Source organism: Micromonospora sp. NPDC049171, assembly GCF_040648275.1.
Classification (GTDB): domain Bacteria; phylum Actinomycetota; class Actinomycetes; order Mycobacteriales; family Micromonosporaceae; genus Micromonospora.
In genome coordinates, this window is the sequence record NZ_JBEZDJ010000006.1 from 91,014 (window position 1) to 110,080 (window position 19,067).

The following is a 19,067-nucleotide window of genomic DNA, read 5'->3' on the forward strand; positions in this document are numbered from 1 at the left end:
GAACCACCGCCGCCACCCGGCGGGCCGACCACCGCCCACGTGCGGAGGGGCGGCTGATCACCGGGCCAGGGCGGTTGGTCACCTCGGCGGGACATCGGGTAGGCTGACGCGGTTGCCCGTGCAGCACCTCTGCCGGCAACCTCATGAACGTTTCAATCCCAGGAGTATCCCGTGGCTAGCGTGTGCGACGTCTGTGGCAAGGGGCCGGGCTTCGGCCACAACGTGCCCTGGTCCAAGAAGAAGACCAACCGCCGCTGGAACCCGAACATCCAGTCGGTGCGCACCCCGGCCGGTGGCGGCAACACCAAGAAGCTGCAGGTCTGCACCTCGTGCATCAAGGCCGGCAAGGTCACCCGCGCCTGACGCGGCGGCACCACACAACTTCTCGTACGGCTCAGCCGGCGGACCCTGAGGTCCGCCGGCTCTGTCGTGCGCGCGCCCACCCAGCGCCGAAGGCCACGGGTCAGAGCGTGCGGCCGAAGGAGATGCAGCCCTCCGCGTCCTTGTAGAAGCCGAAGTTCGGGATCCGCTCGTAACCGGCGGAGCCGTACATGGCGATCGCCTCGGGCTGCTTGTCACCGCACTCCAGCACCACCCGCTTGCGGCCCTGCTCACGGGCCGAGCGTTCGATGGCCGCCAGCACGGCGCGGGCCACGCCCCGCCCGCGCGCCGCCGGGGCCGTGTACATCCTCTTCAGCTCCGCGGTGTCCGCGCCGTGGCTGCGCCAGCCACCGCAGCCGACCGGCTCGCCGGCCAGATAGGCGACGAGGAACGCGCCATCGGGCGGCTCGAACTCCGTCGCGTCGACCGGGGTGTCGTCACCGGAGCCGCCGTAGCGGACACCGAGGTCGGCCAGTGCGGCATGGATCAACTGCTGCGCCACCGATGCGTCGAACCGCACGGCCCGGATCTCAATATCACTCACGGTATCCAGAATACGACCGGCGCCGGGCCTCACCGGAAGTGGTCCCAGCCAGCCGGGCCGTCGTGGGGCGCGCCGTCGACAGTCACCCCGACACCGTCCGTGACCACTCCGATCGGCCGCCAGTCCGGCGGCAACACCACCCCCGGCGGGAAGGTCGCGACCAGCGCGTGGTCGTCGCCACCGGCGAGGATCCAGGTGTACGGGTCGACGCCGAGCGCCTGCGCCGCGTCGGCCATCTGCCGGGGTATCTCGAACGCGGCGCGGCGCACGTCGATCGCTACCCCGCTGGCCGCCGACACGTGCCCGAGGTCGGCGAGCAGCCCGTCCGACACGTCGATCATCGACGTGGCGCCGAGCCGGGCGGCCAGCGGCCCGGCCGGGTAGGGAACCTGCGGCCGCCGGTACGCCTCGACCAGCAGCCGGGGGGTGCGGAAGCCCCGGGTGAGCACGGTCAGCCCGGCGGCCGCGTACCCGATGCGCCCGGCCAGGGCGAGCACGTCCCCCGGGCGGGCACCCGAGCGCAGCACGGGCGGGCGGCCCTGCAGGTCGCCCAGCGCGGTGACCGCGACAGTCAGGGTGGGGCTGGCCGACATGTCGCCGCCGACGACGCTCGCGCCGACCGTGGCCGCCTCGGCGGAGAGCCCGTCGGCCAACTCCTCGGCCCAGCCGGTGTCCAGGTCCGCGGGCATGCAGAGGGCAACCAGCAGGGCGGTCGGTGTGGCGCCCATCGCCGCGATGTCGGCCAGGTTGGCCGCCGCCGCCCGGTGTCCGACGTCACGGGCGGAGGACCAGTCCCGCCGGAAGTGCCGCCCGTCGACGAGCACGTCGGTGGAGGCCGCCACCCGCCCGTCCGGCGCGGCCACCACCGCCGCGTCGTCGCCGGGGCCGAGCAGGGTCGTCGGCCCGTACGTCAGTCGCGCCGTGATCCTTCCGATCAGCCCGAACTCCCCGATCCCGGACACGCTGGTGCCGCCGCCGGCGTTCCGTCCGTGCTGCCCGGCTCCGCCGTGCTCGCTCACCGCTGCTCCTTGACCACCGATAGGGATCGGACCTGCTCCGTAAGGTAGTTTCACCGTTCGGGCCGCTCCTGAGCGGCGACGGACGGAGGTCTACTCGTGGTACAGGCGTACATCCTCATCCAGACCGAGGTCGGCCGCGCACGCGACGTGGCGGGTCTCATCGCGGACCTCGCCGGTGTGGTGCGCGTCGACGCCGTCACCGGGCCGTACGACGTGGTCGTCCTCACCGAGGCGAACACCGTCGACGAACTCGGCAAACTCATTGTCAGCAAGGTGCAGATGGTGCCCGGCATCACGCGCACCCTCACGTGTTCGGTGGTGCGGCTGTAGGTGGACGAGATGACGAGCTCCTCCGCTGCGGTGGACGACGACGGCCCACGCGACACGTCCGACGGGACACGCGAGCCGGCTGACGGTATCGGCGAGCCGGCCGACCCGGCCGCCGCCGCGCCGGTCGGCCGGGACCGGAGCAATCGGGGCGCCGCTCTGGTGGCCACGTTGATCGCGGTGCCGATCACGCTGCTGGTGGCCGTGCTGGCCGTCACCAGGCTCGCCCCGGACACGCCGGCCGCCGCGCCGTCCCCGTCCGCGACCACCGCCCGGGTGCAGTCCACCGCCCCGGTGGAGATGGCCGCCCCGGCGCTGGCCGCCCGCCCGGCCGTGGTCTGCCGGGCCCTGCTCTCCCAGTTGCCGGCGACCATCCGCGACCTGGCCCAGCGGCCGGTCACCGCCGGCCCGGAGCAGAACGCCGCCTACGGCGACCCCGCGCTCACCGTGGCCTGCGGCGGCACCGAGCCGACGTTCCCCGCCACCGACGAGGTCTGGACGGTCAACCGGGTCTGCTGGCACCTGGCCGAGCAGGGCGCGGAGACCGTGCTCACCACCGTCGACCGGGAGACGCCGGTCGCGGTGCGCATCCCGCGCTCGTACGAGCAGCCGTTGCAGTGGGTGTCACCGATCTCCAGCACGATCGTGGCGAGCGTGCCGTCCGGCGGCGCCATCCCGTCCGGTTGCCAGCGCTGAGCTGACCCCGCCCGCGCCGGCTGACCTGCGCGAGCGGGGCCGGGCGACTCAGTGCAGGCCGACGCCGCGCCGCTGGGCGGTACGGATCAGCCGGTTGACGAGCTTCGGATATTCCAGGCCGGAGGCCGCCCACATCCGCGGGAACATCGACGTCGGGGTGAACCCGGGCATTGTGTTGATCTCGTTGAGGTAGACGTCCAGCTCGGGTGTGACGAAGAAGTCGGCGCGGGCCAGGCCGGCGCAGTCCAGCGCGGTGAACGCGCGGACCGCGTACTCCTGCACCTGGCGGGTCACCCGCTCCGGCAGGTTGGCCGGAATGTCGTACTCGCACGAGTCGTCGAGGTACTTCGCCTCGAAGTCGTAGAAGTCGTGGTCCGCGACGACCCGCACCTCGGCCAGGACGGACGCCTCGGGCGTGCCGCCGGCCTCGCCCTCCAGCACGCCGCACTCGACCTCGCGGCCGACGATCGCGGCCTCGATGATGACCTTCGGGTCGAACTGCCGGGCGGCGGCGACGGCGGTGTCCAGGTCGGCCCAGTCGGTGACCCGGGTGATGCCGAACGACGACCCGGCCCGGGACGGCTTGACGAAGACCGGCAGCCCGAGCCGCTCCTTGTCCTGCTCGGTGAGTGTCATCCCGTTGCGCAGCACGGCGTACGTGCCGACCGGGATGCCCTCGACGGCGCAGAGCTTCTTGGTGAACTCCTTGTCCATCGCGGCCGCGGACGCGAACACGTTCGCCCCGACGTAGGGGATGCCGGCCATCTCCAGCATGCCCTGGATGGTGCCGTCCTCGCCGTACGTGCCGTGCAGCACCGGGAAGACCACGTCGACGTCGGCGAGCACGCGGGGGCCCTCGGTCGGGTCGAGCACCATCAGCCCGTTGCCGGTGGGGTCGGCGCGCAGCACGATGTCGTCGCCGGAGTCGGCGGTGATCTCCGGTAGCTGACGGGCGTTGATCGCGAGTTGGGCGGGATCTCCGCTGGTCAGCACCCACTGACCGGCTCGGGTGATGCCGACCGGCACCACCTCGAACTCGTCCGGGTCGAGTGCGCCGAACACGCTGCCGGCGCTGACGCAGGAGATGCCGTGCTCCGGGCTGCGGCCGCCGAAGACGATCGCCACGCGGGTTTTGCCTGGGGTGGTCACTCCGGTCACCTCTTCGTACGCGACTGCGGCTGGTCGTGCTCGCCGGTGGCGCTCACCCGGTTGACCTTACTGTGCGTGGCGATAGGGCGAGGCGATACCCGGCGAGCCGCAGCGCGACACGGCGATTAGCCAGCATAGGATATACGGTGCGTAACGGGACTATTGCCGTGCGGCAGATCGACCGTCGTGCCTGCTCAGTCGCGGGAGTGTCGGCGGCCGACCGCGATCACCTTCACCCGCTGCCGACCGGCACGCACCATGCCCAGCGCCATGAACGCTCCGGCGATCCGGTCGGCGGCCTCCCGGCTGCTGGCGCCGACCACCTGCCGTCGGCGCTCCGGCGCGGTCCGCTCGTCGCGGTTGATGCCCTCGACCGAACGCACGTCGGTGAGCACCACCAGGAAGCGGGTCATCGGGGGCCGACCGGCTGCACGGCGGGGGGATCCGGAACGGTACGCACGTCGTCGTCTCCTTCCGGCGGGCCGGGATGGCGCGGCACGCGACGATCGGGCACGGGGGAGAAACCCGATCGCCGCGCGCCCCATCCCTCCGGTCGCTCACCACCACCGTCGCCACGACAACCGGCGGTGAGGACGCGCTAACAGATTGACACGTGGACAGCCATGAATGCAACTCTCATCGACCCTCTCCCATGCAGACGTTCTCACGAATGTGTGCAACCATCGATGTATGGCCCCGAAGACAGCCCGTGCCCGCCGGCTCGGCATCGCCCTGCGCCACCACCGGGAAGCCGCCGGCCTGACACTGGAGACCGCGGCGGATGAGATCAACAGCACCCGCAGCACCCTCTCCCGGTACGAGAACGCCCAGTCCCTGGTCACCCCGGCCACCGTGCGCGCGCTGCTCACCTCGTACGGGGTGGGTGCCGAGGAGGTGGCCGCCGCGGTGCAACTCGCCAAGGACGCCCGCAAGCCAGGCTGGTGGGTCTCGTACTCCTACCTGCTCGATCCGCGCACCATCGACTTCATCGCGCTGGAAGCCGAGGCGACCGCCATCGCCAACTTCGAGCCCTCGGTGGTGCCCGGCCTGCTCCAGACCGCGGACTACATCCGTGGCGTGATGCGCGGTGGCCCGCACACCCTCGGCGACGACCTGGTGGAGCAGCGGGTCAAGGTCCGACTCGATCGGCAACAGCGGCTCACCGGCGACGACCCGCCCATCCTCGACGCGATCATCGACGAGGGCGCGCTGCTACGCCCGGTCGGCGAGCAGTCGGTGATGGACGGCCAACTGCGGCACCTGGTCAAGATGGCCGAGTTGCCGAACATCACCGTTCAGGTGATCCCGCTCTCCGCCGGCTACCACCGGGGCACCCGAGGCTCGCTACACATCCTCGAGTTCGCCGATCCGGAAGATCCGATCATCGCCTCGGTGGAGACCGTCGCCGGCCAGATGATCCTCGACCGAGCCGGCGAGACGCGGACCTGCACCAAGATCATGGAGCATCTCCGAAGCGTGGCGCTCAGCCCGGCCGACAGCCGCGGAATGCTCCTGACAGCCCTGAAGGGACGGTAAGACCGATGACACCGACGATCACAGCGGCCATGTCCGCGGCGGCGTGGCGCAAGAGCAGCCGCAGCGGCGACGAGGGCGCCTGCGTGGAGGTGGCCGCGATCCCGCGGCTGGTGGCCGTCCGCGACTCCAAGGACCCGGCCGGTCCGGCGCTGCTGTTCCCGCCGGCCGCCTGGGCCGCCTTCGCCCAGGCACCACCCCTGCGGTGACCGGGAGGCCGCAACGCTGACCCGACCGGCCGCGCCACCAACCCGCCGCCCCGACCGCCGCCCCGCTGACCACCGGGCGCGGCGGCCGGGGCGGGCTCGGGCTCAGGCTCAGGCTCAGGCGACGAGCGGACGGGGCTCCGGGACGGCACGTAGCGCCTCCAACGCGGCGATCGCCACGCCCCGGGCGCCGGCCATGTCCCGGTCCGGCACCAGCGCGAAGGTGGCCACCGCCGCCTGCTCCTCCCGAAGCACGGTGTGCTCGCGGACCGTCGCCAGGAACCAGTCGCGGAACTCCGGCGCCGCCTCCACCACCCCACCACCGACGAAGTACGCGTGCGGATCGGTGAAGTTCGCCGCGACCGTGAACAGGCGGCCCAGCGCCATCGCCTGCTGGGTGAAGAGGTCCCGCGCGAGGGCGTCCCCGCGCTCGCCGTACCCCCGGACCAACTTCGCGGCCCGGGCCACCGGCTCGGCGGCAAGGGGGTGGTCGGGATAGCGGGTCAGCCAGTACGGCAGCAGATTGCGTTCGATGCCGGTCAGCGAGGCGATGCTCTCCACGTCCCCGGTGAAGCCGCAGGCGCAGCTGGGCTCCCCCTGCTCCGGGCCGAGCAGCCCACCCAGCGGGATGTGCACGTGACCGAGCTCCCCGGCCATCCCGGCGGCACCGGCGATCACCCGGCCGCTCTCGACCACACCGCCGCCGAGCCCGGTGCCGACGATCGCGGAGACCGACGAGCGGTTCATCGCGTCGTCGCCGAAGTGCACGTGGTGGGCGTAGAGCGCGGCGGCGTTGCCGTCGTTGTGGTAGATCACCGGCAGGCCGAGGCGTCGCTCCAACGCGCCCCGCACGTCGAAGCCCCGCCAGGCCGGCTGCGAGAAGTTGGTGGAACCCCGCGACGAGATGACACCGTCGGCACTCGCCGGGCCGGGCGTGTCCAGCCCGACCGCCCGGACCAGCTCACGCGGCACGCCGGTCCGCGCCAGGGCACCGTCCAGAGCCCGGGCCAGCGCCTCGATCGCCGTCTCCGGCCCGGACCGCACCTCGCTGGGGATCTCCAACAGCCCGTCCACCAGGAAGCGGCCGTCCACCGTCAGCACGGTGGCGTTGTTGCTGGTGCCGCCGTTGTCCAGCCCGACGACCACCGGCACCCCTGCGCTGCCCACCGAAAACCGCCTCCCGCCCGTAAGAGTGTGAGCCGAGGCTAGTGCCAACCCCTCTCCCCCGCCACGCCCGGCCACCCGCCGGCTGGCAGAGGTACCGACATGCGTCACCGCACGTCCCGTTTGACCAGAAGATCCGGTCTCGCGCGCGCCGCGGTCAGCTCGACGGTGCCGTGGCGCCGCCGCCGGGTCTCGCCCCCACCCTCCTCTCACCCGCCTTTGCTCTGCACCCGCCCATGCGCCAGTTACGGACCGTTCGTGGTGCATGGGCGGGTGCAGAGCAAAGGGTGCGCAGGGGGTCCTGGCCGGCCCTGCCCTCGACCGAGGAGCGGCCGAGGCGGTGTCATCCGTGACGCGGGCTCAGTCGGGGCGTCGGGCGGTCACCGCGGTGGCGTCCAGGTCCTCGTCCTGCCGCACGTCCGGCACCAGCCCGGCTGCCTCGAACGCCGCGCAGAGCGCGGCCACCTGCGTGTCGCCGGCCTCGACGACCAGGTGCCCACCGGGCGCCAACCAGTCGGCCGCCTCGGCACCCACCCGGCGCAGCACGGCGAGCCCGTCCGGGCCGCCGTCGAGTGCCACCGGGGCCTCGTGCAGCCGCGCCTCCGGCGGCATCAGCGCCACCGCGTCGGTCGGTACGTACGGGGCGTTGGCCACCACCAGGTCCAGCCGACCCCGCCAGCGCGCGGGCAGGGGCGCGAAAAGGTCACCCTCGTACACCTCGGCGGCCAGCCCGGCGACGTTGCGGCGGGCGCACGCCACGGCCGCCGGGTCGATGTCGGCGGCGGCCAGCCAGCGCGGAGCGAGCCGGTGCGCCAGCGCGACGGTGGTGGCCCCGGAGCCGCAGCACAGGTCGACGACGGCCGGAGCCGGGCCGGTCACCTCGGCAGCCAACTCGACCAGCAGGGCGGTCCGGGCGCGCGGCACGAAGACGCCCGGGTCGACGAGGATTCGCCGGTTGCAGAACTCCGCCCAACCGAGCAGGTACTCCAACGGCTCGCCGGCCACCCGTCGGTCGGTCAGGTCGGCCAACACCGCCGGGGTGTCCGCGGCGGCGAGCAGCAGCTCGGCCTCGTCCTCGGCGTAGACGCAGCCGGCGGCGCGCAGCCGGCGTACGAGGGAGAGCCGGTCGATGGATGCCACCGGTCCCCTCAAACCGGCCCGGCGGCGTCCAGCGCGGCGGCGATGTCGGCCACCAGGTCGGGGGTGTCCTCCACACCGCAGGACAGCCGGACGAAGCCGGGGGCGGTGTCGTCACCCCACTGCGCCCGCCGGTCCGCCGTGGTGTGCAGCCCACCGAAGGAGGTGGCCGCCGCCACCAGGCGGGCGGCCTCGACGAACCGGCCCACCCGGTCGGCGTCACCCAGATCGAAGGAGAGCACCCCGGGCATCCGGCGCATCTGCGCCGAGGCCACCGGGTACGCCGGGTCGTCCCGCCGCCCCGGCCAGCGCAGGCCTGTCACGTCCGGCCGGTCGGCGAGCAGGTCGGCGACGGCGGCGGCGTTCGCGCTCTGCCGGGCCAGGCGCAGGTCGAGGGTCGCCAGCGACCGGTGCGCCAGCCAGGCGTCGAACGCGCCCGGGACCGAACCGGTGCCGGTACGCCACAGCGTGACCGCCTGGATCAGCTCGGTGGACCGGCTGGCCAGGTAGCCCAGCAGCAGGTCGGAGTGGCCGGTGAGCGCCTTGGTGCCGGAGGCGACCACCAGGTCGGCACCGAGGTCCAGCGGGCGCTGACCGAGCGGGGTGGCGGTGGTGTTGTCCACCGCGAGCAGCGCACCGGCGGCGTGGGCCCGCTCGGCCAGGGCGGCGACGTCGACCACGTCCAGACCCGGGTTGGCCGGGGTCTCCACCAGCACCAGCCGGACGCCCTCGAAGGACGGGTACGGCCCCACGGTCGGCACGAAGAGCACCCGCACGCCGATCGTCTCCAGCACGGCGGTGGCGAAGGCCCGGACCGGGAAGTAGCCGTCGGCGGGCAGCACCACGGTGTCGCCCGGGCGCAACAGGGTGAGCAGCGTCCCGGTGATGGCCGCCTGACCGGTGGCGAAGACCCGACAGTCCCCACCCTCCAACTCGCCCACGGCCGCCTCCAGCAACCGTCGGGTCGGGTTGTCCGGGCGACCGTAGCCGTTCGGCGACGTGCCCTGGCCCTGCCACGGGTCGAGGTGGTACGGCGCGGCGAAGACCGGCCCGGGCAGGAACGGGTCTCCCGGTGCCGGCTCGGGCAGGCCGGCGCGGACGCAGCGGGTGCCGTCACCCAGTTCGCTCATCGGGTCCTCATTCGTACGACTCGGGCTTGGCGGTCCGGCTCATCAGGGTCTGCACGGCGAGCCGGGGGTCCATCCCCTCGTGGCAGATCCGTTCGACGTGCTCGGTGATCGGCATCTCCACGCCGTGCGCCCGGGCCAGGTCCCGGATCGCCAGGCAACTCTTCACACCCTCGGCGGTCTGCCGGGTGGCGGTCTGGGCCTGTTCCAGCGTCTCACCGCGGCCCAGGTGCTCGCCGAAGGTGCGGTTGCGGGCCAGCGGGGACGAGCAGGAGGCGACCAGGTCGCCCATGCCCGCGAGGCCGGCGAAGGTGATCGGGTCCGCGCCGAGCGCCACGCCCAACCGGGCCGTCTCGGCCAGCCCCCGGGTCATCAGCATGGCCCGGGTGTTGTCGCCGAAACCCATCGCGGTGGCGATGCCGTACGACAGGGCGATCACGTTCTTGACCGCCCCGCCCAGCTCACAGCCGATCACGTCGTCGTTGGTGTACGGGCGCAGGTACGGCGTCCGAATCGACGACTGCACGAGCACGGTGCGGTGGCTGTTCGTCCCGGCCACCACTGTCGCGGCGGGCTGCTCGGCGGCGATCTCCGGAGCCAGGTTCGGGCCGGAGACGACGACCACCCGGTCGGCGGCGACCCCGGCGGTCTCCACGATGACCTCGCTCATCCGTTTGGTGGTGCCGAGCTCGATGCCCTTCATCAGCGACACCAGTGTCGAGTCGGGGTGCAGGTGCCCGGCCCATTCGGCGAGGTTGCCGCGCAGGGTCTGCGACGGCACGGCCAGCACCACCACCTCGGCGCCGGTGATCGCCTCGGCCGCGTCGGCGGTGGCGGTGACCCGGGCCGGCAGCAGCACGCCGGGCAGGTACTCCGGGTTGCGACGCTCGGTCCGGATGCTCTCGGCGACCGGCGCACGACGGGCCCACACCGTCACGTCCCGCCCCGCGTCGGCGAGGATCTTGGCGAACGCGGTGCCCCAGGAACCGGCACCGAGCACCGCGACGTGGCCGCTCACCCCAGGTCACCCTGCTGCTCGTGCCCGGCGGAGGAACGGGCCGGTCGCTCCCACAGCGGCGGCGGGGTGCCGCCGCGGATCTCGCCGAGCATGTCCCGCAGCCGCAACATGATGGTGTCCGTCATCTCCTCGAGGGTGACCCGGGTCGGCTGGGCATCGGCCCACCGGCTCAGGTCGATCGGTTCCCCGGCGACAACTGTCACCGGGATCCGCGGGCGCGGGTTGACGCGGCTGGTCCGCGGGTCGAAGAGCCGCTCCGGCCCCCACATCACCACCGGCACGACGGGAGCGCCGGTGGCCAGAGCCAACCGGGCGGCCCCGGTCTTGGCCTTCATCGGCCACAGCTCCGGCTGTCGGGTGGTGGTGCCCTCCGGGTAGATCACCACGGCGCCACCCTGGTCGAGGGCGGCGACCAGGGAGTCCAGCGAGCGGACCGCGTCGACGCTGCCCCGCTCGACCGGGATCTGCCGGCACCGGTGCAGGATCCAGCCGACCACCGGCACCCGGAACACGCTGGCCTTGCCCAGGTACTGCGGCCAGCGCCCGGAATCGTAGATGAAGTGCGCGGAGACCAGCGGGTCGGCGTGCGAGATGTGGTTCGCCACGATGATCATGCCGCCGTCGCGTCGGAGGTGCTCCTGGCCACGCCAGGTCCGCCGGGTCCACACGGTCATCACCGGCTTCACCAGCCCCACGGCGAACCGTTGCCAGAACCCCAGCCTCCGCCGTGCCACTCTGCCTCCTCGTCGCGCCCCAACCCCGCCGCGAAACCCCGCCCGCGACACCCGCAGCGGAAATCATGCCTGCTCGCCCCCGGTACGGCCAGCGAGGGTCCCGCCGTCCGGCTGGCAGGATTGCGGGCGTGAGTCAGCCGAGGTGGGCCGTGGTGGTGCCGGTGAAGCATCTGGCAGCGGCCAAGAGCCGGCTGCGGGGCGCGCTGCCGGGCGTACCCCACGAGGATCTGGCGCTGGCCCTGGCGGCCGACACGCTCCGCGCGGTGTTGGCCTGCCCGGCGGTCGCCGAGGCCCTGGTGGTGACCGACGACGCCCGGGTGGCGGATGCGGCGCGGGCCGCCGGCGCGCGGGTGCTGCCCGACGAGCCGGCCGCCGGACTGAACGCCGCGTTCCGGCACGGCGCGGCCGCGACGACCGTCGGGTGGGTGGCCGGGCTCACGGCGGACCTGCCGGCGCTGCGCCCCGCCGAGTTGGCCGGCGCGCTGCTCGCCGCGCGGAACGGGCGACCCGCGGTACGCCGTTTCGTGCCCGACGCGCCCGGCAGCGGCACGGTGCTGCTCACCGCCCCGCCCGGTGTCGCGCTGGACCCCCGCTTCGGGGTGGACTCGGCGGTCGCGCACGAGGCGAGCGGGGCGCTGCCGCTCACCGACGACTGGCCCAGCCTGCGCCGGGACGTGGACACCGCCGCGGACCTGACCGCCGCCGCCCGGCTCGGGCTGGGGCCGCGCACCGCCGCCCTGGTCACCGCCGGCCGCCCGGCCCGCACGGCGGGCTGACCCGCCCGGCCCGCACGCCGGGTGTACGGTGCCAGCATGCAGGGCACGGTGGCCAGCTACGACGCGGCGACGCGCAGCGGGGTCCTGCTGCTCGACGACGGCACCGAGATGCGCTTCCCCGCCCGGGCCTTCGACGCCTCCGGGCTGCGGCTGCTCCGGCTCGGCCAGCGGGTTCGCATCGACACCGATCCCGACGGCGAGGTAGTCCGGGTGACATTGCCGACGATGATCTGACCCGGCGAGCCCAAGTTCATTTTGCGTTTACCGTAATCGGGTGATTATGAGCGGGTGAGCACCCCTCGCGAGCACCCGGCCAACCCGCCCGCCACCGACCTCCGTAACGGCTCCCGCGCACGCGGCACCGACGGCCGCTTCCGCCCGTCCCGTGCCGAACGGGCCGGCGCCGCCCGCGCCGACACCCTCGCCGACGACCCCGGCGGCGCCTCCTCCGGGCTGGACGAGGTCCTCGACCCCGCGCCGGTGATCGAGGCGGACGGCCCGGCCGCCGGTGACGTCCACCCGGTCCTGCCGAGCGACCTACCGGTCGGCGCCCCGGAGGACGACGACGAACCGCCGGCGGCCCCGCCGCTGCCGGAGGACCGTTTCCTCAACCGAGAGCTCTCCTGGCTCGACTTCAACGCCCGGGTGCTCACCCTGGCCGAGGACCAGCGCACCCCGCTGCTGGAACGGGCCAAGTTCCTGGCCATCTTCGCGAGCAACCTGGACGAGTTCTACATGGTGCGCATCGCCGGGCTGAAGCGGCGGCTCTCCGCCGGCCTGCCGGTGCGCGGCGGGGACCGGCTGCCCCTGCGTACCCAGTTGGAGCTGATCGCCGAGCGGACCGCCGAGCTGGTCGCCCGGCACGCCGCCTGCTTCGTCGACGACATCCTGCCCAGGCTGGCCGACGAGGGCATCCGCATCCTGCGCTGGGCCGAGTTGGGCGACCCCGAACGGGAGCGGTTGCGCACCTATTTCCGGGAGCACATCTTCCCCGTGCTGACGCCGCTCGCGGTGGACCCGGCGCACCCGTTCCCGTACATCTCGGGACGGTCGTTGAACCTGGCGGTGGCGGTTCGCGACCCGGACGGGGGTTCGGAGCTGTTCGCCCGGGTGAAGGTGCCCAACAACGTCCCCCGCTTCGTCCGGGTGGACCGGGACCAGCCGGGCGTGCGGATGCTGCCGGTGGAGGACCTGATCTCGGTGCACCTGGGTCAGTTGTTCAGCGGCATGCAGGTGGTCGAGTGCCACCTGTTCCGGGTGACCCGCAACGCCGAGGTGGAGGTCGACGAGGACCGCGACGAGGACCTGCTCCAGGCCCTGGAGCGGGAGCTGGCCCGGCGACGGTTCGGCCCACCGGTCCGGCTGGAGGCCGCCGCGTCCATCTCCGACCACATGCTGGAGTTGCTCGTCCGCGAGCTGGACATGGACGACCAGGACGTGCTGCGGGTGCCCGGCCTGCTGGACCTGTCCGCGTTGTGGCAGGTCTACGGCGAGGCCGACCGGCCGGACCTGAAGGACCCGCCGTTCGTGCCGGCCACGCACCCCCGGCTCGCCGAGGGTGAGGTGCCGCGCAGCGTGTTCTCCACCCTGCGCGACGGGGACATCCTGGTGCACCACCCGTACCACTCGTTCGCCACGAGCGTGCAGCGCTTCATTGAGCAGGCCGCCGCGGATCCGAACGTGCTGGCCATCAAGCAGACCCTCTACCGCACCAGCGGCGACTCCCCGATCGTCGACGCGTTGGTCGACGCCGCCGCCGCCGGCAAGCAGGTGGTGGTGCTGGTGGAGGTGAAGGCCCGGTTCGACGAGGTGGCCAACATCGGCTGGGCCCGCACGCTGGAACGCGCCGGTTGCCACGTGGTGTACGGCCTGGTCGGCCTGAAGACGCACTGCAAGACCGCGCTGGTGGTCCGCCAGGAGGGCAACCAGATCCGCCGCTACTGCCACATCGGCACCGGCAACTACCACCCAAAGACGGCCCGACTGTACGAGGACTTCGGCATGCTCACCGCCGACCCGGAGATCGGCGCGGACCTGACCGACCTGTTCAACGTGCTCACCGGGTACAGCCGGCAGACGGCGTTCCGGCGGTTGCTGGTCGCCCCGCAGGGCATCCGCAGCGGGCTCGTCGAGCGGATCGAGCGGGAGATCTCGCACGTCCGACTGGGCATGCCCGGCCTGGTCCAGTTCAAGGTCAACTCGCTTGTCGACGAGGGAGTGACCGACGCGCTGTACCGGGCGTCCCAGGCCGGCGTGCACGTCGATCTGCTCATCCGGGGCATGTGCACCCTGCGTCCGGGGGTACCGGGCCTGTCGGAGAACATCCGCGTCCGCTCGATCCTCGGTCGGTTCCTGGAGCACTCCCGGGTCTTCCGGTTCGGCAACAACGGTGAGGCCGAGTTCTGGATGGGCTCCGCCGACCTGATGCACCGCAACCTCGACCGCCGGGTGGAGGCGCTGGTGCGGGTGAGCGACCCGATCGCCCGCGCCGAGCTGGACCACGTGTTGACCGCCGCGATGAGCCCCGACGTGGACGCGTTCGAACTGGCCGCCGACGGCACCTGGACCCGGCGTACCGGCGAGGACACAAAAGCGCGGGCCCACCTGCAGGAACTGCTGCTGCGCCGGGTCGGTGGCACGGCCAGTTGACCGATCAACGCTTAGGCTGAACTGATGGTCGAGGAGGAACAGAAGTACGAGGTGGACGACGCCTACGTGCTGCCGGACCTGGCCCCCACGGCCCCGGCCGGGGGTCGGGTCCGGGAGCTGGCACCGGTGACGCTTGTCGCGCGCTACCTCGACACTGTCGACCTGCGGCTGGCCCGCGCCGGTGCCTCGCTGCGCCACCGCCGGGGCGACGAGCAGCCCTGGACGGTGAAGTTGCCGACCGGGACGCCGGGCGTCCGGCACGAGATCTCCCGCCCCGGGCCCAAGGGCCAGCCGCCGCCGGAGCTGGTCGAGTTGGTCACCGTCCTGCACCGGGGGGCGCCGCTGGCCCCGGTGACGGTGGTCCGGACGGTCCGGCACGCGTACGAGGTGTGTGACAGGGCCGGCACGGTGCTCGCCGAGGTGGTGGACGACCGGGTGACAGTGCTCGACGACGCCGGCGCCAGCACCGGCACGTTCCGCGAGCTGGAGGTGGAGTTCAAGTCCGGCGACCGGGCACTGCTCGACCGGGTCGGCGCGGTGCTGCGCGAGGCGGGCGCGCAGAGCGGCACGTTCACCCCGAAGCACGTACGGGCGTTGGGCGCGCCGGCGCAGGCCGACCCGGACCTGGTCGCGCCGGCCGGGCTGACCGCAGAGCCGAGCGCCGGCGACGTGGTGACCGAGGCGGTCCGCAAGGAGATCCGCCGCCTGTTGGCGCACGACCCGCTGGTCCGGCTGCGCGCCCCGGCGGGCGGTGGCGACACCGCCGTGCACCAGATGCGGGTGGCCTGTCGACGACTGCGCAGCGACCTGCGTACCTTCAAACCGTTGCTCCGCAGGGCCTGGTCCCGCCCGCTGCGCGACGAGCTGCGCTGGCTGGCCGGTGTCCTCGGCGCCGCCCGCGACGCCGAGGTGCTGCGCGAGCGGCTGCGCGACACCGCGAGCGCCGACCCGCTCAGCCCGCTCGACCAGGGCGCGGTGGACCGGCTGGACGAGGTGCTCGCCCAACGGCAGCGGCGGGCGCTCGCCGCCATCGACGAGGCGCTGCGCTCTCCGCGCTACCTGGCCCTGGTGGACGCGCTGGTGCTGGCCGCCCGCGCGCCCCGGTTCACCCGTCGGGCGGCTGCCCCCGCAGCGCAGGCGCTGCCCGCGCTGGTGGCCCGCCCGTGGCGGCGGCTGACCGGGCCGGACGGCGTCGACGGGCTCGACGCCGAGTCACCGGACGACCGCTGGCACGCCGTTCGCAAGGAGGGCAAACAGGCCCGGTACGCGGTGAACGCGGTGGCCTCGACCGTCGGCAAGGGCGCACGCCGGCTGTCCCGCGCCCTCGCTGGCGTGCAGGACGTGCTCGGCGAGCACCAGGATGCGGCAGTGGCGGCGGACACCTGGCTGGAGATCGCCGCCGAGCGGCCGGACGACCACGACCTGGCGGTGACCGCCGGTCGGCTGGCCGAGCGCGAACGCCAGTCGGTACGCCGGATGCGGGCCCTCTTCCCGGACGCGTGGCACCGGGCCACCCGACGGCGGCGGACCAGTTGGCTGCCGTGACCGGCATCCGGGCGGCAGGCGGGGTGCCGTGGCGGCCGTCGGCCGACGGTGTCCGCGTCTGCGTGGTGCACCGCCCCCGCTACGGCGACTGGACCCTGCCGAAGGGCAAACTGGAGCCGGGCGAGCACGCACTCGCCGCCGCGGTCCGCGAGGTGGCCGAGGAGGCCGACGTGCGGGGCGTACCGCAGGTCCGGCTGCCGTCGGTGCGCTACCGCAGCGAGGGGCAGGCCAAGCTTGTCGACTACTGGTCGATGCTCGCGGTGGCCAGCGGCGGTTTCCAACCCGACACCGAGGTGGACGACATGCGCTGGCTCGCGGTGGACGACGCGATCCGGTTGGTCAGCTACCCGCACGACGCCGAGGTGTTGGCGGCGTTCGCCGCGCTGCCGGCGGTGACCGCGACTGTCGCGCTGGTCCGGCACGCGCACGCCGGGAAACGGGCCACCTGGTCCGGTCCGGACGTCGGCCGGCCCCTGGACGCCGAGGGATGGGCCCAGGCGAGCGTGCTGGCCGGTCTGATCGCCCTGATCCGACCGGCCCGGCTGGTGTCGGCGTCGCCGCGACGCTGCGTACAGACCCTGGACCCGGCCGCCGCGCTGCTCGACCTGCCGATCGAGATCTGCGGCGACCTGGACGAGCCACAGCCCGGCCAGCAGCCCGACGAGCAGATCCTCGCCACCGCCGCCACGGTGCTGGAGTTGGCCAGCGCCGGTGGGCAGGTGGCGGTGTGCAGCCAGGGCAAGGTGCTGCCGGGCGCCCTGAAACGGTTGACCGGCCGCACCGACGAGGACTTCACCACCCCCAAGGGCGGCGGTTGGCTGCTCGCCTTCAGTGGCGACCGGCTGCTCGCCGCCGACCGCCTATAGGGCGTGTGTCAAAGCCCCTAGCCGGTCGACTCGGGCGCACGGTCAGCGGGGCGGGAGGGTCAGGGTCACCGCGACCGGCAGGTGGTCGCTGGCCGTGCCGCGGGGCGCGACCGGGTTGGTCGCGGTGAGGCCGGGCGACACGAAGACGTGGTCGATCTGCTCGCGCGGGTCGTCGGCGGGGCTCGTCGCCAGCGGCCGGGCGGCTGCCAACGCGTCGAGCAGACCGGCGGCGGTGAACTGTTCGAACGCCTCGTCACCCGGCTCCGTGTTCAGGTCGCCCGCCACCACCAGGGGCCGGCCGGCCGCGTACTCGGTGGCGAAGGTGGCGACCGCGCGGGCCTGGACCGCCGGGCCCTGCCCGGGCGGAGGTTGCAGGTGGGTGCTGACCACTGCGGTACGGACGCCGGCGCCGAGGTCCAGCGTGACGGCGAGTGCCTGCGCGCCGGTGGGTGCCCCGACGGCCGGCAGGGCACGGGTCCGCAGATCGGTGACCGGCCAACGGCTGAGCACCGCGTCGCCCCAGACCGGGTCCGCGGCGGGCCCGAAGACGTACGACATACCGAGCCGGTCGGCCAGCAGGTCCAGGGTGTCGTGCCCGCCGTTGAGCAGCCAGGCCCGGTCCACCTCGCTGAGCAACACCACGTCCGGCCGTTGCCGGTCGACGGCCTCGGTGAGCCCGGCCAGGTCGAACCGTCCGTCCAGCCCGAAACCCATCCGGATGTTGTACGCCACCACGGTCAGCCGCTCCGGTGGACCTTCGCGGTTGCTGGTCACCGGCACGTCGTCGGCGAACACCGGCGCGAGCAGGGCCAGCGCGGTGACCGCAGCCGTGGCCCGCAGCGGCGCGAACGGCCCGGGGAGGCGGTGCACGACGGGACGGGCGGCGAGCGCCACGACCGCGACCAGCACCGCCACCAGCACGGGCACCGCAGCGTTGGGGTACCCGAGGTCGTAGGCGGAGTAGTACCCGACCGCCCCCAGCGCGAAGACGAGCATGCCGGTGGCGACCGCGTACCCCCGGCGCGCCGCCCACCGCCGGTCATCCCCGTCAGCGTCAGCGGTGCCGGCGTTCGGGTGGGTGGCGCCGTTCGGGTGGGTGGCGTCGTCGGTGCGGGCGAGGCAGGCGCCGAGACCGACGGCGGCGAGCAGGATGGCCGGGAGGAGCAGATCACCCTGGTCGAGGGCGAACAGCACCGCGCCGGCCAACAGCGCCACCGGCCCGTACGCTCGGCCCCACCGCTCGTGCGGCCGGGTCAGGGCGGTGTACAGGAACCCCGCGACCGCCACCGGCACCGGTGCCATGCCGAGCAGCGGCGAGCGCGCCACACCGTCGCCGACGACCAGGTACGACATCCCGGTCCGGGCCAGCGCCGGGGAGAGCGCCACCATCCCGGCCAGCAGCAGCGCCGGCCCGACCAGCAGCCAGGCCCGTACGCCACCAGCGCCCGCCCGACCGCCGGACCCAGCCACCTCGGCCCGCGGCTCATCGGCTGGGAAGTCGGGCCGCGCGGCTACGGCCCGCGGCTCACCGGCCGGGGAGCCGACCCGCGCCGCCACGGCCCGGGAGCCGGACCGCTCCGCCTCCGCCCAGGAGCCGGGCTGCTCCGCCTCCGCCCAGGAACCGGGCCGGATCGTGCCGACCAGGAAGAGCGCCACCGCGACGGAGCTGAGCAGCCAGGCCGCCCAGTCGCCCCGCCAGACCAGGTCGAAGGTGTCCAGCACCGCGTGCAGCGCCGCGTTGACGGCGAGCCCCAACGCCAGCCCCGGTACCGGTCGGTCGGTGTCGGCGGCGACGCCGACCAGCCACACCAGCCCGGCGAGCAGCCCGACGGTGGCCAGCCAGAGCTGCGTACGCCCTCCGGGGGCGGTGGTGAGCGCGAGCCGGGCGAGGGCGAGCACGACGGCGGCGACGACCGTGACCGGGCGGGCGCCCACCCGACGGACCACCGCCGGTGCGCCCATCGCGAGCACGAACCAGCCGAGGGCGAACGCACCCATCAGCTCGGCCGGGGTGGAGGCGGCCTGACCGAAGATGGTGATGATGCCGGGCAGCCAGACGCGCAGCACGTCGATGAGGAGCAGCACGCCCAGCGCGAGCGTCCCGGCGGTGACCTGGCGGTAGCGCACCGGTGCCCCATTTCGGTGTCGGCGAACCGGCGGAGGGGGCCGGCACGGCGATTCTGCGCGAGCGAGCCG

General features: G+C 73.6%; 20 protein-coding genes. 10 read left to right on the forward strand and 10 right to left on the reverse strand.

Annotated features, from left to right (window positions below; genetic code table 11):
• The first annotated feature begins 171 nt into the window (after positions 1–171).
• Complete coding sequence (gene rpmB / locus AB0B14_RS09720) at positions 172–363, forward strand: 50S ribosomal protein L28 (RefSeq protein WP_091671657.1); 192 nt, start codon at positions 172–174, stop codon at positions 361–363.
• A 100-nt stretch (positions 364–463) separates the two neighbouring features.
• On the opposite strand, the gene AB0B14_RS09725 is transcribed toward rpmB, so the two are convergent.
• Together AB0B14_RS09725 and AB0B14_RS09730 are read right to left on the reverse strand one after the other, a co-directional pair.
• Entirely contained in the window at positions 464–925 is a 462-nt protein-coding gene (locus tag AB0B14_RS09725; RefSeq protein WP_357077746.1) for a GNAT family N-acetyltransferase, read from the reverse strand.
• Between the two features lie 29 nt (positions 926–954).
• On the reverse strand, positions 955–1,944 hold the full coding sequence (locus tag AB0B14_RS09730; protein WP_357077743.1) for a thiamine-phosphate kinase: 990 nt from the start codon (positions 1,942–1,944) through the stop codon (positions 955–957).
• 96 nt (positions 1,945–2,040) lie between these two features.
• Between AB0B14_RS09730 and AB0B14_RS09735 the strand changes: the two genes are divergently transcribed.
• Positions 2,041–2,274 carry an Lrp/AsnC ligand binding domain-containing protein gene (locus AB0B14_RS09735; RefSeq protein ID WP_013284547.1) on the forward strand — a complete coding sequence of 78 codons (234 nt, stop codon included), beginning with the start codon at positions 2,041–2,043 and terminating at the stop codon, positions 2,272–2,274.
• Complete coding sequence (locus tag AB0B14_RS09740; RefSeq protein WP_357077740.1) at positions 2,275–2,967, forward strand: DUF3515 family protein; 693 nt, start codon at positions 2,275–2,277, stop codon at positions 2,965–2,967.
• A gap of 48 nt (positions 2,968–3,015) precedes the next feature.
• Here AB0B14_RS09740 and AB0B14_RS09745 read toward each other — a convergent pair whose 3' ends face one another.
• Both AB0B14_RS09745 and AB0B14_RS09750 read right to left on the reverse strand, forming a co-directional pair.
• On the reverse strand, positions 3,016–4,116 hold the full coding sequence (locus tag AB0B14_RS09745; protein ID WP_357077737.1) for a D-alanine--D-alanine ligase family protein: 1,101 nt from the start codon (positions 4,114–4,116) through the stop codon (positions 3,016–3,018).
• 194 nt (positions 4,117–4,310) lie between these two features.
• Entirely contained in the window at positions 4,311–4,529 is a 219-nt protein-coding gene (locus AB0B14_RS09750; protein WP_357077734.1) for a hypothetical protein, read from the reverse strand.
• A gap of 277 nt (positions 4,530–4,806) precedes the next feature.
• Here AB0B14_RS09750 and AB0B14_RS09755 point away from each other — a divergent pair, with 277 nt between their 5' ends.
• A complete protein-coding gene (locus tag AB0B14_RS09755; protein ID WP_357077731.1) occupies positions 4,807–5,652 on the forward strand; it encodes a helix-turn-helix transcriptional regulator in 846 nt (281 codons plus the stop codon).
• A gap of 5 nt (positions 5,653–5,657) precedes the next feature.
• Entirely contained in the window at positions 5,658–5,858 is a 201-nt protein-coding gene (locus AB0B14_RS09760) for a DUF397 domain-containing protein (RefSeq protein WP_357077728.1), read from the forward strand.
• Positions 5,859–5,972: 114 nt separating this feature from the next.
• Here the strand turns inward: AB0B14_RS09760 and AB0B14_RS09765 are convergent, their stop codons facing one another.
• The 5 genes from AB0B14_RS09765 to AB0B14_RS09785 all read right to left on the reverse strand — a co-directional run bounded on the left by AB0B14_RS09765 (position 5,973) and on the right by AB0B14_RS09785 (position 11,035).
• The gene (locus AB0B14_RS09765) at positions 5,973–7,022 is read right to left on the reverse strand and encodes an ROK family protein (protein ID WP_357522175.1); all 1,050 of its coding nucleotides are present in this window, start codon (positions 7,020–7,022) and stop codon (positions 5,973–5,975) included.
• A 357-nt stretch (positions 7,023–7,379) separates the two neighbouring features.
• A complete protein-coding gene (locus AB0B14_RS09770; RefSeq protein ID WP_357080882.1) occupies positions 7,380–8,159 on the reverse strand; it encodes a putative protein N(5)-glutamine methyltransferase in 780 nt (259 codons plus the stop codon).
• A gap of 8 nt (positions 8,160–8,167) precedes the next feature.
• Positions 8,168–9,286, reverse strand: coding sequence for a cystathionine gamma-lyase (locus AB0B14_RS09775; RefSeq protein WP_357522177.1), 1,119 nt, complete (start codon positions 9,284–9,286; stop codon positions 8,168–8,170).
• A 7-nt stretch (positions 9,287–9,293) separates the two neighbouring features.
• Entirely contained in the window at positions 9,294–10,301 is a 1,008-nt protein-coding gene (locus AB0B14_RS09780) for an NAD(P)H-dependent glycerol-3-phosphate dehydrogenase (RefSeq protein ID WP_357080888.1), read from the reverse strand.
• Positions 10,298–11,035 carry a lysophospholipid acyltransferase family protein gene (locus AB0B14_RS09785; protein WP_357080890.1) on the reverse strand — a complete coding sequence of 246 codons (738 nt, stop codon included), beginning with the start codon at positions 11,033–11,035 and terminating at the stop codon, positions 10,298–10,300. Before AB0B14_RS09785 ends, AB0B14_RS09780 begins: the two co-directional genes overlap by 4 nt.
• Positions 11,036–11,163: 128 nt before the next feature.
• Here AB0B14_RS09785 and cofC point away from each other — a divergent pair, with 128 nt between their 5' ends.
• From cofC to AB0B14_RS09810, 5 genes are read left to right on the forward strand one after another with little or no spacing between them, the layout of a single operon-like run.
• Entirely contained in the window at positions 11,164–11,811 is a 648-nt protein-coding gene (gene cofC, locus AB0B14_RS09790) for a 2-phospho-L-lactate guanylyltransferase (protein ID WP_357522179.1), read from the forward strand.
• A gap of 36 nt (positions 11,812–11,847) precedes the next feature.
• Complete coding sequence (locus AB0B14_RS09795; protein WP_030335323.1) at positions 11,848–12,045, forward strand: hypothetical protein; 198 nt, start codon at positions 11,848–11,850, stop codon at positions 12,043–12,045.
• A 54-nt stretch (positions 12,046–12,099) separates the two neighbouring features.
• Positions 12,100–14,460, forward strand: coding sequence for an RNA degradosome polyphosphate kinase (locus tag AB0B14_RS09800; RefSeq protein WP_357080896.1), 2,361 nt, complete (start codon positions 12,100–12,102; stop codon positions 14,458–14,460).
• A 24-nt stretch (positions 14,461–14,484) separates the two neighbouring features.
• On the forward strand, positions 14,485–16,005 hold the full coding sequence (locus tag AB0B14_RS09805; protein ID WP_357522181.1) for a CYTH and CHAD domain-containing protein: 1,521 nt from the start codon (positions 14,485–14,487) through the stop codon (positions 16,003–16,005).
• Complete coding sequence (locus tag AB0B14_RS09810) at positions 15,993–16,871, forward strand: NUDIX hydrolase (protein ID WP_357522183.1); 879 nt, start codon at positions 15,993–15,995, stop codon at positions 16,869–16,871. Before AB0B14_RS09805 ends, AB0B14_RS09810 begins: the two co-directional genes overlap by 13 nt.
• Positions 16,872–16,913: 42 nt before the next feature.
• On the opposite strand, the gene AB0B14_RS09815 is transcribed toward AB0B14_RS09810, so the two are convergent.
• Positions 16,914–18,998: an endonuclease/exonuclease/phosphatase family protein gene (locus tag AB0B14_RS09815; RefSeq protein WP_357522185.1), complete on the reverse strand. Its 2,085-nt coding sequence runs from the start codon at positions 18,996–18,998 to the stop codon at positions 16,914–16,916.
• Positions 18,999–19,067: the final 69 nt, after the last annotated feature.